Source organism: Dactylosporangium vinaceum (genome assembly GCF_019904175.1).
In the GTDB taxonomy this organism is placed as follows: Bacteria; Actinomycetota; Actinomycetes; order Mycobacteriales; family Micromonosporaceae; genus Dactylosporangium; species Dactylosporangium vinaceum.
The window spans coordinates 9,554,471-9,569,611 of sequence record NZ_CP061913.1 but is presented as its reverse complement, the minus strand read 5'-3'; the positions used below and the strand labels follow the sequence as shown (position 1 = coordinate 9,569,611).

13 protein-coding genes are annotated in these 15,141 nt (G+C 72.0%); 9 read left to right on the top strand and 4 right to left on the bottom strand.

The annotated features are described in order from the left end of the window. The first annotated feature begins 60 nt into the window (after positions 1-60). Entirely contained in the window at positions 61-1,524 is a 1,464-nt protein-coding gene (locus tag Dvina_RS42760; RefSeq protein WP_246655688.1) for an MFS transporter, read from the top strand. Positions 1,525-1,601: 77 nt separating this feature from the next. On the opposite strand, the gene Dvina_RS42755 is transcribed toward Dvina_RS42760, so the two are convergent. Further along, positions 1,602-3,221, bottom strand: a complete 1,620-nt coding sequence (locus Dvina_RS42755) for a cellulase family glycosylhydrolase (protein ID WP_246655687.1) — start codon at positions 3,219-3,221, stop codon at positions 1,602-1,604. A 206-nt stretch (positions 3,222-3,427) separates the two neighbouring features. Here Dvina_RS42755 and Dvina_RS42750 point away from each other — a divergent pair, with 206 nt between their 5' ends. From Dvina_RS42750 to Dvina_RS42720, 7 genes are read left to right on the top strand one after another with little or no spacing between them, the layout of a single operon-like run. Beyond that, positions 3,428-4,216, top strand: a complete 789-nt coding sequence (locus Dvina_RS42750; protein WP_246655686.1) for a SigE family RNA polymerase sigma factor — start codon at positions 3,428-3,430, stop codon at positions 4,214-4,216. Positions 4,217-4,239: 23 nt separating this feature from the next. Continuing rightward, entirely contained in the window at positions 4,240-4,842 is a 603-nt protein-coding gene (locus tag Dvina_RS42745; RefSeq protein WP_223096307.1) for a TetR/AcrR family transcriptional regulator, read from the top strand. A 20-nt stretch (positions 4,843-4,862) separates the two neighbouring features. Beyond that, the gene (locus Dvina_RS42740; protein ID WP_223096305.1) at positions 4,863-6,641 is read left to right on the top strand and encodes a bifunctional metallophosphatase/5'-nucleotidase; all 1,779 of its coding nucleotides are present in this window, start codon (positions 4,863-4,865) and stop codon (positions 6,639-6,641) included. A 38-nt stretch (positions 6,642-6,679) separates the two neighbouring features. Beyond that, entirely contained in the window at positions 6,680-7,666 is a 987-nt protein-coding gene (locus tag Dvina_RS42735; RefSeq protein ID WP_223096303.1) for an aldo/keto reductase, read from the top strand. After that, positions 7,660-8,733, top strand: a complete 1,074-nt coding sequence (locus Dvina_RS42730) for a carboxylate-amine ligase (protein ID WP_223096301.1) — start codon at positions 7,660-7,662, stop codon at positions 8,731-8,733. Before Dvina_RS42735 ends, Dvina_RS42730 begins: the two co-directional genes overlap by 7 nt. Positions 8,734-8,746: 13 nt before the next feature. After that, positions 8,747-9,358, top strand: a complete 612-nt coding sequence (locus tag Dvina_RS42725; protein ID WP_223096288.1) for an HAD family hydrolase — start codon at positions 8,747-8,749, stop codon at positions 9,356-9,358. Next, entirely contained in the window at positions 9,355-10,272 is a 918-nt protein-coding gene (locus Dvina_RS42720; RefSeq protein ID WP_223096286.1) for a TAXI family TRAP transporter solute-binding subunit, read from the top strand. The genes Dvina_RS42725 and Dvina_RS42720 overlap by 4 nt, the downstream gene beginning before the upstream one ends. Before the next feature lie 8 nt (positions 10,273-10,280). Here the strand turns inward: Dvina_RS42720 and Dvina_RS42715 are convergent, their stop codons facing one another. Together Dvina_RS42715 and Dvina_RS42710 are read right to left on the bottom strand one after the other, a co-directional pair. Then, positions 10,281-11,609, bottom strand: coding sequence for a sensor histidine kinase (locus Dvina_RS42715; protein ID WP_425516491.1), 1,329 nt, complete (start codon positions 11,607-11,609; stop codon positions 10,281-10,283). 51 nt (positions 11,610-11,660) lie between these two features. Then, on the bottom strand, positions 11,661-12,326 hold the full coding sequence (locus Dvina_RS42710; RefSeq protein WP_223096284.1) for a response regulator transcription factor: 666 nt from the start codon (positions 12,324-12,326) through the stop codon (positions 11,661-11,663). Positions 12,327-12,422: 96 nt separating this feature from the next. Between Dvina_RS42710 and Dvina_RS42705 the strand changes: the two genes are divergently transcribed. After that, positions 12,423-13,043 carry a hypothetical protein gene (locus Dvina_RS42705; protein ID WP_223096282.1) on the top strand — a complete coding sequence of 207 codons (621 nt, stop codon included), beginning with the start codon at positions 12,423-12,425 and terminating at the stop codon, positions 13,041-13,043. 49 nt (positions 13,044-13,092) lie between these two features. On the opposite strand, the gene Dvina_RS42700 is transcribed toward Dvina_RS42705, so the two are convergent. Continuing rightward, a complete protein-coding gene (locus tag Dvina_RS42700; protein ID WP_223096280.1) occupies positions 13,093-15,138 on the bottom strand; it encodes a DNA translocase FtsK 4TM domain-containing protein in 2,046 nt (681 codons plus the stop codon). Positions 15,139-15,141 lie beyond the last annotated feature (3 nt).

Here is a 15,141-nt window from a genome sequence, read left to right as displayed (position 1 = left end):
CCATCACTTATTTTCGACACAGTGTTGAAAATCCTCGGCGACGCGTCTACGTTCGGTCGGGTGAGCCTCAGAACCCGCTTGGCCCTGCCCGTCGCCTGCTACGTGGTGCTGCTCGTGTCGGCGCTGCAGACCCTCGTCGTCCCGGTCGTCGCCGACATCCAGGCCGACCTGGGCGTCTCCACCAGTGCGGCCAGTTGGGTCGTGACGGCCAACCTGCTCGCCGCCGCCGTCTTCACCCCGATGCTGGGCCGCCTCGGCGACCTCTACGGCCGCCGCCCGGTGATGCTCGGCGTCCTCGCCGTCGTCCTGCTCGGCTCAATCCTCGGCGCGACCACGTCGAGCCTCCCGCTGCTCCTGGCCGGCCGGGTCGCCCAGGCCGCGAGCTTCGGCCTGTTCCCCCTGGCGATCGGCATGCTCCGCGAGGAGCTGACCCCGCAGCGCCTGACCGGCGCGATGGCCGTCGTGAGCGGCATGCTCTCCGTCGGGGCCGGCTTCGGCCTGGTCGTCACCGGCCTGCTCATGCGCAACGGCGGCGACTACCACGAGCTGTTCTGGCTGGCCACCGCCATGACCGCGATCGGCCTGGCCGGCGTCTGGCTCCTGCCCCGCCGCGCCGGAGCCGCCACCGGCCGCCTCGACTGGGCCGGCGCCGGGCTGCTGGGGCTCGGCCTGGTCCTGCTGATCCTGCCCCTGGAGGAGGGCAACGGCTGGGGCTGGGCCTCACCCCGGGTCCTGGGCTCGCTGGCGCTGGCGGTGGTCGTGCTGGCCGCCTTCGTCCTCTTCGAGCGCCGCGTCACCCACCCCCTGGTGAGCACCCGGATGCTCAGCCACCGCCCGCTCGTGGTGGCCAACGCGGCCGGCCTGTTCCTGGGCTTCTCGATGTTCGCCGTCTTCCTGTCCGTCTCCGCCCTGGTCCAGACCCCGTCAGCGGTCGCCGGCTACGGCTTCGGCGCCACGGTCCTGGCCGCCAGCCTGGTCTACCTCCTGCCCGGCACGGCCGGCGGCGTCATCACCGCCCCGCTGGGCGGCCGCCTGGTCGCCCGCTTCGGCGCGAAGGCCACCCTGGTCATCGCGGCCGTCCTGGCCGGCCTGGGCTTCGCGCTGCTCGCGGTGCTGCACTCGGCCACCTGGGAGGTCATCGTGGGCGCCCTCATGGTGAACACGGCTGTCACCTTCGGCTACGCGGCGCTGCCCGCCCTGCTCATCGCCCACGTCGAACCGTCCGAGACGGGCATCGCGAACAGTGTGAACTCGATCGCGCGGTCGGTGGGCATGTCCCTGGGGACGGCCTTCGTGGTCACGATGCTGACCCGCAACCCGATACCCGGTCCGGTACCGCTGCCCCGCGAAGCCCAGTTCGTGACCATCTTCGTGATCGGCGCCGCCCTGGCCGCGCTCGCGGCCGCGGTGGTCGCGTGGGCCCTGCCCCGGGCCCGCCGCCCGGTCGCGCTGACGGTGGCCGAGGTGGAGGCCGACGACGTTCTCGGGGCGGCGGGGCTGGAAGACGCCCCGGCCCACCGCTGACGGCACGCGGCCGGCGAGCGTGAAACGACCGGGCCGGTCGACCTCGAGGTCGACCGGCCCGGTGCGGATCGTTCGGGTCAGGCGGTGCAGGTGAGCGTGGGGACGGCGTTGGTGCCGGTCCACGTGCCGGTGAAGCCGAAGCTGGTCGAGCCGTTGGCCGGGATCGTGCCGTTGTACGCCGTGTTCGTCACCGTGACCGCGGAGCCGGAGGTGGTCAGGGTGCCGTTCCAGAGCTGGGTGATCGTCTGGCCGTTGGCGAACGTCCACTTGATCGTCCACTTGGAGATGGCGGACGTGCCGGCCTTCACGGTGACGGTGGTCTGGAAGCCGCCGGGCGAGCCGGGCCAGCTGCTCGTCACCTCGTAGGTCGCGGAGCAGGCGCCGTTCGCCGGTGGCGGCGAGGAGGAGGCGCTGCGCGACGGGGACGGGGAGGTCGAGACGCTCCGGGACGGCGACGGTGAGGTCGGGCCCTGCGAGGTCGGGCCGCCGCCGCCGACGGGCGGGTTGAGGTACGGGCCGATGATGTTCATCTTGGCCTGATTGACCGTGTTCCAGTCGTCGCTGACGATGCCGCCGGTGTCGCCGGAGTCCGGGTTCCAGGACCAGTAGGTGAACGAGATGCCGTTCGTACCCTGCCCCATGTACTGCATGAGCTTGGTCAGCCACTGCGTGTCGAGTGGGTTCTGCAGGGTGCTGCCGAACTCTCCCACCAGTACCGGCGCGATGTTCTGCTTGTAGAGGTAGCCCCAGAAGTGGTCCCAGACGTCCGGAAGGTTGTTCGGGAAGTTCGGGTCCTTGAACCAGGGCTGGCGGTCGTACACCGAGATGCCGTAGTCGTGCGCGGAGTACACGAGCCGGTTGGCGACGTTGAGGCGCACCGGATACGTGCCGGCCTTGGAGAGGTTGCCGCCCCACCAGTCGCACGCCATCGGGTCGTCGGGAATGTTGTCGTAGACGTTCGGCGAGCCGCCGTTGCCGTCACAGCTGACACCCTCGACGAAGATCAGCCAGTTGGAGTTGGTCTGCAGGACCGCGTTGCCGATGCGCTCGGCGGCCAGGCGCCAGTCCTTGGTGGTGTCGCCGCAGCCCCAGCAGGAGCCGGTGCCGTTCGGGTCCGTGCCGTCGGCGTGCGGCTCGTTGAACAGGTCGGCGCCGATGACCGTCGGGTTGTTCGCGTAGCGCGATGCCAGCGACTGCCAGTCGGCGATCTCACTGGCCTCGGACGCGGCGGCCGTGTACCAGAGCGGGGTCTGCCCGGCGGCCGTCGGGCGGTGCCGGTCGAGGATGATGCGCATCCCCTTGCTGCCCGCGTAGTTGACGACCTTGTCCAGGATCTGCAGCGGGGACAGCCCGACGAGCTCCGGGTTGGTGTCCGTGTTGACGCTCGTGGCGGTGGCGCCCGCGCGCAGGGAGTCGCCGGTGTACGGCACCCGGATGGTGTTGAACCCGAGCTGCGCCATGTGGTCGATCTGCTGGGTCCAGGTGGCCGGCCGGCCCGCCCACAGCCCGTGGAAGGTGTGGTTGTCGGTCTCCATGCCAAACCAGTTGATACCGGTCAGCCGGACGGTGGCCCCGGTCGAGTCGACGATCTTGTTCCCGCTGGTGTGGAGGTAGCCGGTGCCGGTCCCCGCGTCAGCGGTGCCGGCCGTGAGGGTGACGGCGACGACCGCACCGGCCGCGGCGGCGGCCAGCGCCACCGCTCCACCGAGGAGTCGTCTCGTTCTATGGGTTCGGGTACGCACGATCCGAACCCTGCGCACCTGAACGATCGCCGTCAATTCGAAGCGCTTCAACTCGACCGTCCACGCTGGTCAGGGCTGAAACTTCCAGTGCAAAATATTTCTCCGAGCCAGGTAAATGGATCCGGAGGCCCATGCGTGAGCCGGGTGTGGAACGTGAACGGATGGCCTTCGCCGACTTCTACCGGCAGAGCCGGGATCAGTGTCTGCGGGCCGTCCTCGCCACGACCGGTGACCTGACGCTTGCGGAGGATCTCGTCGCCGAGGGGTTCGCGCGGGCCTGGGCGTCCTGGTCCAAGGTCAGCCGGCATCCGGCGCCCGCGGCCTGGGTGGTGCGCACCGCCCTGAACCTGCGGATCTCCTGGTGGCGGCGGTATCGGCGGGAGGTCGTGCTCGACGGGCACGACCGGGCCCAGCCCGTCGACGAGGGAGCCGACCACGTACTGCTCGCGGCCGTCCGGCGACTGCCGCGGCGGCAGCGGGAGGTGGTGGTGCTCCGGATCTGGCTCGACCTGGATACCAGGACCGTGGCCGAGGTGCTCGGGATCTCCGCGGCGACCGTCGGCGTCCATCTGTCACGCGCCACTGCACACCTTCGGGCGGGGTTCGCGGACGGGTCGGTCGAGCTGACCCTGGACTACAGGAAGATCCTCGACCCGGCCACCCTGGAGAAGGCCCTCGCCGGCGCCGGCATCCCGGCCGTGGTCAAGGCCGACGTCCTGTGCACGCCGCAGGGCAACGAGCTGCCGGAGACCAGGCAGGTCTTCGTGGTCAAGAAGGTCGTCGAGGACGAGAGCTCGCGCTACGACCTGGTCATCAACCCCTCGAAGATGCCCGCGGGCAGCATCGTGTACTTCAGCGTGTTCCCGATCCACAAGGGCGACGGCTACGCGAAGGCGGCCCAGTTCCTGGTCCCCAAGGACGCCCAGATGAACTGCCGGACGGTCGCGTAACGGCGAAACCTACAATCGGCAGCGTGCCCCGTGTGTCCGCCGCCCATCTCGCCGCCCGCCGGGAGCAGATTCTCGACGCGGCGGCGCGGTGTTTCGTGCGCAACGGGTTTCACCACACGTCCATGCAGGACGTGATCAAGGAGGCCGGGCTCTCCGTCGGGGCGTTCTACCGGTACTTCTCCAGCAAGGCGGAGCTCATCCGGGCCATCGCCGAGGAGAAGGTCGGCACCATCGTCGGGACGCTCGAGCACCTGCTGGAGCAGGAGCCGCCGCCGACCATGCCGGTGGTGATGGCGGAGCTGCTCGCGCAGGTGGACCGGAACCTGGGCGAGGACGGCCCGGTGCGCATCGCCGTGCAGGTCTGGGGGGAGGCGGCGTACGACCCGGCGTTCGCGGACCTCGTCGGGGCCATATACGGCCGGATCCGGGACAAAGCGGCAGTGCTCGCCGCCAAAGTGGACCCGGCGGCCGACCCCGCGGCGCTGGCGGCGGTGATGGTGGGGCTCGTGCAGGGGTACATCGTCCAGCGCGTCCTGGCCGGAAGGGTCGATCGCGAGGTGTATCTCAAGGGTCTCGGTGCATTGATGAGCCGTTATGGTGCGGAGGGCGCCCACGAGGCGCGCTGACCCACCATGGAAGGCTCGACATGACCAACCTCTCCCGGCGTGGAGTGCTGGCCGCGGCCGCTGCGGCCGCCGCCGCGCCGTTCATCGCCACCGAGCACGCCGAGGCGCATAACCCCACGCCCAGGACCTGGGACCTGACCCTGCTGGGCACCTCGGACACCCACGGCAACGTCTACAACTGGGACTACTACCGCGACGCGGAGTACGACGACAGCGCCCACAACGACGTCGGCCTGGCCAAGGTCGCGACGGTCGTCAACGGCATCCGGGCCGAGCGGCGGGGCAAGGCGACGCTCGTCCTCGACGCGGGCGACACGATCCAGGGCACCCCGCTGGCGACGTACTACGCCAAGCAGGAGCCGATCACCACCACGCACGAGCGGCACCCGATGGCCCGGGCCATGAACGTGATCCGCTACGACGCGGTGACGCTGGGCAACCACGAGTTCAACTACGGGCTGCCGCTGCTCGACCTCTGGATCCGCCAGCTCGGCTTCCCGGCCCTGGCCGCGAACGCGGTGAACGTCCGGACGAACCGTCCGGCCTTCACGCCGTACCTCATCAAGAAGGTCGATCTGGGCCGGGGCGCGCCGAATCTGCGCGTCGGGATCCTCGGGCTGACAAACCCCGGCGTGGCGATCTGGGACCGGGCCAACGTCGAGGGCCGGCTGCGGTTCGACGACATGGTCGCGACCGCCGCGAAGTACGTGCCGGAGATGCGCCGGCGGGGCGCCGACATCGTGCTCATCTCGGCCCACGGCGGGGACAGCGGCACCTCCAGCTACGGCCCCGAGCTGCCCAACGAGAACCCGTCGGCGCTCATCGCCGCGCAGGTGCCGGGCATCGACGCGATCCTGTTCGGGCACGCGCACAACGACATCCCGCAGCGGTTCGTCACCAACACCGCGACCGGCGCCCAGGTGCTGCTGTCGGAGCCGTCCAAGTGGGGGCAGCGGGTGACCCGGATGGACTTCCAGCTGACCCGCGAGCACGGCCGCTGGACGATCACCACCAAGGCCGCCACGACCATCAACACCAACGCCTACGCGCCCGACCCGGTCGTCCTGGCCGCGGTCCAGGCCCAGCACAACAAGACGGTCACTTACGTCAACCAGGTCGTGGCCAACTCGACCGAGGAGCTGTCGGCGGCGGAGTCGCGGTACAAGGACACGCCGATCCTCGACTACATCAACAAGGTCCAGACCGACACCGTGGCCGCGGCGCTGGCCGGCGGGCAGTACGCGACCCTGCCGGTGCTGTCGATCGCGGCGCCGTTCTCCCGCACCGCGCTCTTCCCGGCCGGGCAGGTGAAGATCAAGGACGTCGCCGGGCTGTACATCTACGACAACACCCTGGAAGCCGTGGTGCTCTCCGGGGCGGAGGTCCGGGCCTACCTGGAGTACTCGGCCAAGTACTTCAAGACCCTGGCCGTCGGCGCGCCCGTCGACCCGGCGAACATCAGCGACCCTGCGGTGCCGGACTACAACTACGACGCGATCTCCGGCGTCGAGTACGACATCGACATTTCGAAGCCGGTCGGGCAGCGCATCACCCGCCTGGTCCATCCCGGCACCGCCACCCCGGTCGGCGACGCCGAGCAGTTCGTGGTCGCGGTGAACAACTACCGGCGCTCCGGCGGCGGCAACTTCCCCGGGATCGTGAAGACGCAGGTGTACAACGCGCAGCAGGAGATCCGCCAGCTGCTCATCGACTGGGCCCAGGCCAAGGGCTCGATCAACCCCGCCGACTTCTACGTGGCGAACTGGAAGCTCGTCCGTGAGGGGACCCCGGTCTTCTAACCCGGCGGCTTGATCCGGTGCGCTCTAGAGTCGTTCCCATGCAGGAACGGATTCTGGGGCGCACCGGCGTCCCCGTCAGCGTCGTCGGACTCGGCGCATGGCAGCTCGGCGCCGACTGGGGCAACGTCGACGAGGACGCGGCGCTGGCCACGCTCGCCGCGGCCTACGAGAACGGCGTGACATTCATCGACACCGCCGACGTCTACGGCGACGGGCGCAGCGAGCGCATCGTCGGGCAGTTCGTCCGGTCGCTGCCCGACGGCGCGCGGGTGACCGTGGCGACAAAGATGGGGCGGCGGGTGCCGCAGGAGCCGGAGCGGTACAACCGCGAGAACTTCCGGGCGTGGAACGACCGCTCCCGCGAAAACCTGGGCGTCGACACGCTCGACCTGGTGCAGCTGCACTGCCCGCCGACGGCCGTCTACGCCGACGACGAGGTCTTCGACGTGCTCGACGAGATGGTTGCCGAAGGGCGGCTCCGGGGGTACGGCGTGAGCGTCGAGACCACCGAGGAGGCCCTCGCGGCCATCGCGCGGCCCAACGTGGCGAGCGTGCAGATCATCTTCAACATGCTGCGGCTCAAGCCGCTCGACGAGGTCCTGCCGGCGGCCGAGAAGGCCGGGGTCGGGATCATCGCCCGGGTGCCCCTCGCGAGCGGACTGCTTTCCGGCCGCTATGACGAGCACACGACCTTCGGGGCCGATGACCACCGGACGTACAACCGCCATGGCGAGGCCTTCGACCAGGGCGAGACGTTCTCCGGGGTCGACTACACCACCGGGCTGGAGGCGGTGCGCCGGCTCAGCGCGCTGAAGCCGGAAAACCTGACGATGGCCCAGTTCGCGCTGCGCTGGATCATCGACCACCCGGCCGTCTCGGCCGTCATCCCCGGCGCGCGCAACGGCGAGCAGGCCCGCGGCAACGCCGAGGCGGCCGCCGCAGCGCCCCTGTCACCGGAGACGCACGCGGCCGTCGCCGCGATCTACGACGAGCTCATCCGTGAGTCGGTGCACGGCCGGTGGTAGCCGTCGGGGACACGATCGGCGTCGAGGAGGAGTTCCACGTCGTCAACGCCGAGACGGGCGCCCTCGAACCGGCGGCCCGCCGGGTGCTGCGCACGGCCGACGCCGAGCCGGAGCTGCACCGCTCGATGGTCGAGACGGCGAGCGCGGTCCAGACGGACCTCGTGAGCCTGCGGGCCGACCTGCTGGAGAAGCGCAAGTCGCTCGTCGATGCGTCCGCGCGGCACGGCCTGGCGATCGTGGCGGCCGGGAGCGTGCCCGGCTCCGGGAGCACGGCCAGCCGGGTGTACCCGAACGAGCGCTATGAGCGTATGGCCCAGGAGTACCGCCAGCTCGTCGACGAGCAGCAGGTGGCCGCCTGTCAGGTGCAGGTCGGCGTGCCGGACCGGGACCTGGCCGTGCGGATCACCCGCCGGATCCGCGACTGGCTGCCGACCCTGCTGGCCCTGAGCGTGTCCTCGCCGTACTTCGCGGATCAGGACACCGGGTATGCCTCCTACCGCACGATCGTCACCTCGCGCTGGCCCACCGTCGGGCCGCCGCCGGACCTGGCGACGGCCGCGGAGTTCGACCGGGTCGTCGACACGCTCGTCGAGAGCGGCGTGATCAGCGACGCCGGGATGGTGTACTTCGACGCCCGGCCGTCGGCCAGGTACCCCACTGTCGAGATCCGGGTGGCCGACTCCTGCCCCGACATCGACGACGTGATACTGCTCGCGGCGCTGGCCCGCGGGCTCGTCACGATCGCCGCGGAGGAGGACGAGGCCGGCCGGCCCCTCCCGGAGGCGCCGCAGGTCCTGCTGCGCGCGGCCACCTGGCGGGCCGCCCGCTCCGGGATCGGCGGCCACCTGGTGGACCCGCAGGCCCGCACCGCGGTGCCGGCCGGTGTGCGCATCGACGCCCTGATGCGCCACGTCCGGCCCGCGCTGGAGCGGCGCGGTGAGTGGGAGACCGCCATCGACCTGCTCGACGCCCTGCGCTCGCGCGGGACGTCGGCGACCCGGCAGCGCAAGGGGGCCTCGCACCGGGAAGTGGTGCTCGGGCTGGTCGAGGAAACGGCCAGGAGTTGATTAGTCTCGGGGCATGACTCTGCGCGGGTTGCTTGTCGACTGGGGCGGCGTGCTGACCTCTGACGTGTTCGCGTCGTTCGACGCGTTCTGCGCCCGGGAGGGCCTGCCGCCCGGCACCGTCCGCGAGCTCTTCCGCGCCGATCCGTCGGCGCGGGAGCTGCTCGCGGGCCTGGAGGACGGCACGCTGCCCGACGCGCAGTTCGAGGCCGGGTTCGCGGCGCTGCTCGGGCCGGGCATCGCCCCCGAAGGGCTCATCGGGCGGCTCATGGGCGACGCCGGCGACGACCCGGCGATGCTGGAGTTCGTGCGCTCGGCCCGCCGGGCCGGCATCCGCACCGGGCTCATCTCGAACTCGTGGGGCGTGGACCGGTACGACCGCGAAGTGCTCGTGGAGCTTTTCGACGGCGTCGTGATCTCCGGCGAGGTCGGCCTGCGCAAGCCGGCCCCGGAGATCTACGCACTCGGGGCCGAAGCCGTCGGGCTGCCTCCCGCGGCGTGTGCGTACGTCGATGATCTCCCCGGCAACCTCAAGCCGGCCCGGGCCCTGGGCATGACCACCCTGCACCACCGGGACGCGGACGCGACGATCGCCGCGCTCCGGCCGCTGCTGGGGCTGGCGTCGTGAGGCGCCGGACGCTGCTGGCGCTGCCCGCCCTGGCGGTCGTGGCCGGCTGCGACCCCGACGGCGCCGAGGCCGCCGGCGAGCTGCGGATCGCGACCGGGAGCCCGGGCGCGGTCTACTACCGCTACGGCAGCGCGATCGCCGAGCTGTGCAAGAAGTACCTCCCGAACGTCCACGCCAGCGTGCTGACCACCGCCGCGTCCGAGATCAACGTCCGCAACGTCCTGGACGACGTCGCCGACGTGGCCTTCACCCAGGCCGACGTCACCGACTCGCACGAGAAGGCCCAGCCGCGCCAGCTCGCCGCCCTGGCCCGCCTCTACGACGACCACATCCACGTCGTCGTCGCCGCCCAGGGTCCGATCGCCCAGCTGCACGACCTCCAGGGCCGCCGGGTCTCGATCGGCGGCGTCGGCTCGGGCACCGCGATCACCGCCCGCCGGGTGCTGAGCGTGTCCGGCATCGAGGTCCACGAGGCGCAGTACGGCCTCGACGACTCCGTGCGGGGCCTGCGCAACGGCGACGTCGAGGCGTTCTTCTTCTCCGGCGGCCTGCCGGTCTCGGCCATCGCCGACCTGGCCCGCGAGTTCCCGATCCGGCTGCTCAACCTGGCCGACCCGGTGAAGGCGCTGCGCTCGCAGTGGGGCGACTACTACGCGGAGCGGGTGGTGCCGGCCTCGACGTACACGGGCATCACCGCGACCGTGGCCATCGGCATCGCCAACTACCTCGTGGTGCGGATGACGATGAGTGAGCCGCTCGCGTACGGCGTGACCAGGCTGCTCTTCGAGGGCCGCGACGAGCTGGCCAAGGCCCACCAGGCCGCGGCCCGGCTCAACATCCGCTCGGCGATCTCCACGCCGCCCCTGGCCCTGCACCCGGGCGCGATCAGGTACTACCGCGCGCAGAAGGCGTAGGACGGGGCCTACAGCGCCCTCGGGAACCACACCCGGGCGTGCAGGCCGCTGGGCTCGTTCGGCAGCAGGTCGAACCGGCCGGCCGACGCGTCGACAAGCACGGCGACGATCGGCAGGCCCAGGCCGCTGCCCTCGACGTTCTGCGCGTCGGGCGCCCGCCAGAAGCGCTCGGTGGCCTGCTCCCGCTGCTCCTCGGTCAGGCCCGGCCCGTTGTCGATCACGTGGAGCGCCACGCCGTTGTCGTCGGCGCCGGGGCGCACCGTCACCGTCGTCCCGGGGCCGGAGAACTTGACGGCGTTGTCGATGAGCGCGTCGAGGGCCTGGTCGATGGCGTTGCGGACGGCTCGTGCGCGCAGCGGGCGGGGTGGGCGGACGTACCGCAGCGTGATGTCCTTCTTGGCGGCCACCGGCTGCCAGGCCAGCACCCGGGCCCAGGCCGTCTCGCCGGCGTCGAAGTCGGTCAGGTCGAACTTGCCCCGCTCGGCCCGGGCCAGCGCGAGCAGGCTGTCGAGGACCTCGCCGAGGCGCTCGGTCTCCTCGACCGCGAGCCGGTGGCCCTCGATGGCCTGCGGCTCGGTCAGGTCGATGCCGAGGTCCTCGACCCGCAGGCGCAGCGCGGTGAGCGGGTTGCGCAGCTGGTGGCTCGCGTGCGACACGAACGAGCGCTGCCGCTCCAGCGAGTCGGCGACGGTCGCGGCCATCTCGTTGAACGCGGTCCCCAGGCGGCGCAGCTCCGGCGGCCCGTCGGCGGCCGGCACGCGCACGGTCAGGTCGCCGGCGGCGAGCTCGTGGGCGGCCGAGTCGAGCTCGGCCACCGGCCGCAGCGTCCAGCGGGCCAGCGACCAGGCGGCCACGATACCGGCGAAGAGCACGACGAGCCCGCCGCCGGCCAGGATGCCCCAGGAGCTGCCGACCCCGTTGGCGTTGGTGCGCACCGGCGAGACCGTCACCACGGCCCCGATCACCTCGCCGCCCCGCCCGACCGGCACGGCCACGACGAGCGGATCGGTGCGCCAGGGCCAGACCGTGCCGTCCTCGCTCGCCTCCCGGCCCTCGAGGGCCCGCCGGGCCTGGCGCAGCGCGTCGTCGTCGAGCCGCAGGTCGGGCCGCGAGCTCACCACCTGGTGCGCGTCCTGGTCGACGACCACCGCGCCGACGTGATAGACGTCGTCGTACCTGGTCAATTCGGACGCGAGCTCGGCCGTGTCGGTGTCGCGCAGCGCGGGTTCGGCGAGCGTGGCGAACCGCGTGGCGTCGGCGAGCCGGTCGGCCACGAGCCGCTGGGTGTCCCTTCCCGCCAAACTGATCGCCAGTGGTACTTCCAGCGCCGCCAACACCAGCAGCAGCAGGACGAGTTAGACCGCGCCGAGTCTGACTCTCATGGCGGGCTACGGAGCCAGTCGGTAGCCGACGCCGCGGACCGTCTGCACCAGCCCGGGCACGTCGAGCTTCGCTCGCAGTGACCCCACGTGCACGTCGAGCGTGTGCCGCCCGACGAAGCTGGTCTGCCAGACGGCGAGGATCAGCCGGTCGTAGGACACGACGGTGCCGGGGGTGCGGGCCAGCACGGCCAGGATCTCGAACTCCTTGCGGGTCAGGGCCACCTCGCGGTCGCCGACGACCACCCGGCGCGCGGCCACGTCGATCGTGACCGTCCCGACGGTGAGCATCTCGCTCGGCGGCGGCGCGGCCCGCGCGGCCCGCCGCAGCACCGCCTCGATCCGGGCGTTGAGCTCGGCCATGGAGTACGGCTTCACGACATAGTCGTCGGCGCCGGTCTGCAGCCCGATGACCCGGTCACGCTCCTCGGCCCGCGCGGTCACGGCGATGATCGCCACGCCCTCGTCCTTGCGGCGCAGGATGCGGCAGACCTCGATCCCGTCCCCGTCGGGCAGGTTGAGGTCGAGCAGCACCAGATCGAACGGCTCACCCGCGAACGTATCGAGCGCGGACTGCGCGGTCGGGCAGTGCACAACCTCGTGCCCGCGCCGGCGCAGGGCCGTGGCCAGGGCGGCCGCCACCCGCGCGTCGTCTTCAACCAGCATCACCCGCATCGTTGGCCCATCGTACGGGAGGCTCACCTTCAAGAGTTCCTCAAGGAACCCCGGCCGCCTCTCCCGCGGAGCTTTTGGACAGGCGACGGTTATGCGGTGGACATCGTGTCGAGCGGCGAGCGTTACCGAGCCTCGACCGTCGCCGCGTTCGAGGCGGCCGTGCTGGTGCGATGTACGGGGGTGTGTGGAGGAGGAGGCCGTGCCCGGGCGCTGGGGGGCACCCGGGCACGATCTTCGTCCTCGTCGGCGTCCCTGCCGCTCTCCCTCGACGGCGTGCTTGCCGAGTTCAACCGCGGGGTGGCGGCCGAGCGCCTGGCCGAGCTGCTGACCACCGCGGGCCAGACCGCGAGCGTCCACCGCTACACGGCCGGCAACCGCCACCGCTACGAGATCTTCCGGGTCTTCGCGGACCCGTCGACGCCGCAGTTCCTGGACCGCGCCTGGGCTCAGGGGTACGCGGACCTGTGCGCGGTACCCACCGAGCCCCGCTCCCACCGCCAGCTGCGCCACTCCCGCCAGCTCGCCGAGGCCGCCTGGCGCGGCGTCCTGATGGTCTCCGGCCCGGCCCGCAACGGCTCCCCGGGCCTGCGCGTGGCCGACCTGGACACGGCCACGGTCCTGATGCGCGCCGGGCGCATGATGGCCCTCCCGGTCCGCATGTCGACCCGCCCGGGCGGCCAGCTGCTCCTGGTGATGCCGGCGGTCAGCGCCGCGTAGGGCGGGGGACCGCGGCCGCCCCGGCGGCCGGCCGGTAGCCGCGGCGGGGTCAGAGGCGGGTGGCGCTGAAGATCATGGTCGTCATCACGACGCCGGGGGAGGTGCCGTTGGTCAGGAGCAGGCGGGGGCTCAGGGAGGTGAACGGGTGGTCCTTGTCCACGAAGGTGGCCTTGCGGTTGCCGGTTGAGAAGGCGGTCAGCTCCACGCCGCCGTCGGCCGCCGGTTTGCAGGTCACCTGCAGCGGTGTCGAGGCGGTCGTCGGCGGGGCGGCGTTCTTCGGCTTGGCCGAGGCGGCCAGGCGGGCGTGCTGGTCGCCCGCGTGCTTGTAGATCTCGATCAGGCCGTCGGCGTTGACCTCGAAGCTGTAGCCGTTCGCCAGGTCCGCGCCGTCGAAGCAGCCGGCGCCGATGCGGGCGCCGCCGGCGGTCTTGCCGATCGCGGCGAACTCGAGGTCGATGTTGAAGCCGGCGCCGGGGACGGTCAGGCGCTGGTCGGGGCCGGGGGCCAGGCAGCGGGCGTTCGGCTGCTCGGCGGTGATGCGCAGGGCGTCGGGGACCTCGATCTTGCAGCCGCCCGACGGGCCCCAGGGCGACTTCTGCTGCAGCGCGGCGACGGTCTTCGTGCCCTTCAGCGGCCAGGGGCCGACCGAGCCGAGCCAGCAGGCGATGACGGGCCTCACGTGCCACGCCTTGTCCAGGCCCGGCGGCAGCAGGGGCTTCTCCAGCGGCAGGAACGACTGGCCGAACGGTACCCCCAGATAGTCACCGTACGACTGCTCGCACATCGCGCGCGTCGCCGTGTCCACCGCCTTCGCGCCGGGGTCGACGGTGAACGGGAGGTGGCCGACGAACGTGACCTCGCCGACGTGGGCGGCGTTGCACTGGGCCACGTATCGCAGCTGGGTCGAGCCGCCGATCCAGTCGAAGCACTCGCCGGCCTTCAGGTCGAACTGCTCGCCCGCGTAGCTGTCGGCGGCGGCCGTCGCCGGGGCGGCCAGGGCCTTCGCGATCCGCTCGCCGTCGGCGTAGTCGGCGACCGGCAGGCCTTCGGCGAAGAGCTGGCGCAGGGACGGGGACAGGCCGTCGACGGCCAGGTCGGTGTCGTGCACGGCCTGGCGGTGGGTGGGGGAGAGGCCGGCGACGACGACCACGTGGCCGTTCTCGGTGCGCAGGTAATACTCGAAGCCGTACCAGTGGCCGGCTCCGACCGCGCCGAGCGGCATTGCGACGAGCAGGGCCAGTGCGACGTAGCCGGTGACGGTGCCCCAGGCCCGGCCCACCGAGGCGGCGATGACGGCCGCGGCCACACCCAGGACCCCGCCGAGGAGCGCGATCGCGCCGCCGGCCGACAGTGCGAGGGAGAGCGGCTCGGCGATGAGGAAGCCGAGCAGCCCGCCGGCGCGGGCCGTGCCGCCGTCGGCGACGTGCGGGTTGCCGCGGACCAGGTGCAGCAGGCCGAGGAGCGCGACGGCGATGCCGGTGGCCCGGGTCAGGACCCGCTCGCGCAGGAAGTGCCAGGTCCCGACGCCCAGCACGGTCAGCTCCGACGAGCGCCACAGCCGGCGGTCGGCCACGGGAACCACGAGGATGCGCCAGGGCCAGGGCTCGCGCGGCAGGCGGGGCAGCGGCCAGGCGAACAGCAGCGGCAGGACGGGCAGGGCGTATGCGGCATAGCCGAACAGGAACGAGGCCGCCGCGAGGGCGGCGGCGTGCCCGGGGACCTGTGACACCCACAGCAGCGCGGCGAGGGCGAGGAATGCGGTGCCGGCGACGACCAGACGTACCCACGAAGGGCGTTGTCTGTGGAATGTCTGCGGTTGGGTGATGTCTCCGGTGACGAGGCTGCGGCGGGGGCGGCGGTGTGTGCCCCACTCGGCCGCGGCGGCGCCCTCCCAGCCGGTGAGGGCGGCCCGGACCTGGTCGGCGGCGGCCAGCGCGAGCAGGACGGCGAGGACGAACACGAGGACCAGCCGCCAGGCCGGGGGCAGCGGTGCGAACCCGAGCAGCGTCGACAGGCCCAGGGTCGCCAGGGTCGCGAGGACCAGCACGGCGACCGCGGGGAGGGCGGCGCGGACCCGCCGACCGGCCTCAGACATGGC

What these genes read in the sequence shown, in the direction of transcription:
- Dvina_RS42750 (WP_246655686.1), top strand. Translation starts at nt 3,428, where the DNA reads ATGGCCTTCGCCGACTTCTACCGGCAGAGCCGGGATCAGTGTCTGCGG.
- Dvina_RS42740 (WP_223096305.1), top strand. Translation starts at nt 4,863, where the DNA reads ATGACCAACCTCTCCCGGCGTGGAGTGCTGGCCGCGGCCGCTGCGGCC.
- Dvina_RS42735 (WP_223096303.1), top strand. Translation starts at nt 6,680, where the DNA reads ATGCAGGAACGGATTCTGGGGCGCACCGGCGTCCCCGTCAGCGTCGTC.
- Dvina_RS42725 (WP_223096288.1), top strand. Translation starts at nt 8,747, where the DNA reads ATGACTCTGCGCGGGTTGCTTGTCGACTGGGGCGGCGTGCTGACCTCT.
- Dvina_RS42710 (WP_223096284.1), bottom strand. Translation starts at nt 12,326, where the DNA reads ATGCGGGTGATGCTGGTTGAAGACGACGCGCGGGTGGCGGCCGCCCTG.
- Dvina_RS42700 (WP_223096280.1), bottom strand. Translation starts at nt 15,138, where the DNA reads ATGTCTGAGGCCGGTCGGCGGGTCCGCGCCGCCCTCCCCGCGGTCGCC.